At 66.8% G+C, this 790-nt stretch carries 1 protein-coding gene; it reads left to right on the forward strand.

The annotated features are described in order from the left end of the window. On the forward strand, positions 1-626 hold a 626-nt coding region (locus tag FUT87_RS29445; RefSeq protein ID WP_186830762.1), incomplete at its 5' end, for a hypothetical protein. Positions 627-790: the final 164 nt, after the last annotated feature.

Here is a 790-nt window from a genome sequence, read left to right on the forward strand (position 1 = left end):
GCGCCGGCGTGCCCATCTCCGGTTGGTGCGGCGGCGCCGATCCGTCCTACTGCAACCTGACGGTGACCTCCTTCTCGTCGACCTTCGGGTTCGACATCAAGCAGAAGGCGGGCAGCGGCTGGGACGGCTCCACCGCCGGATGGTGGGCCTACTACAACTACGAAATCGGCGCGCCCAAGACCTCGAGCGGCGATCGCCTGCCCTTCGACCTCAAGACCGAAGAGTCGCTGTTCGTGACGCTCGGCCTGAATCAGACGCTGTTCGATGGCGGCGGCGCCGTGGCGGTCCGCATCCAGACGAACAACCTGCAGAAGAAGGCCAACGGCGACGAGTGCTACATCACCGCCTCGGTCAACGTGCAGCCGACGTCCGCCGCGCCCACCGCCTACTTCCTCCCGCTGAAGAACTTCTCCGTGACGGAAACCTGCGGCACCGACATCGCGCAGACGGCGGAAGCCGGGCTGGCGCAGATCCGCAGCTTCGGCGTGCGCGCCCTGCAGTTCGGTCCGAGCATCAACCTGAGCCGACCGACGCCGAACGCGGACGGCACGCTGCCCGCGCCAACCGACCCGGGCTACACGCTCAGCACCGACGTCACCGTCTTCGGCCCGATCACCTTCCAGTGATCGCCAGGCGCCGCACAACCGAATCAGAGAGAAAAACGATGAGACAGTTCCGCACCACCGCCGTCCATCGCGGCATGGTCCAGATGCTGTTGCTGACCGCTGGCAGCACCGCATTTGCCCAAACCACTCCGCCCCCCAAGGAGCCCGAGACGCCGGCCGCGCTG

The sequence above is a fragment of the Mitsuaria sp. TWR114 genome, assembly GCF_007997345.1.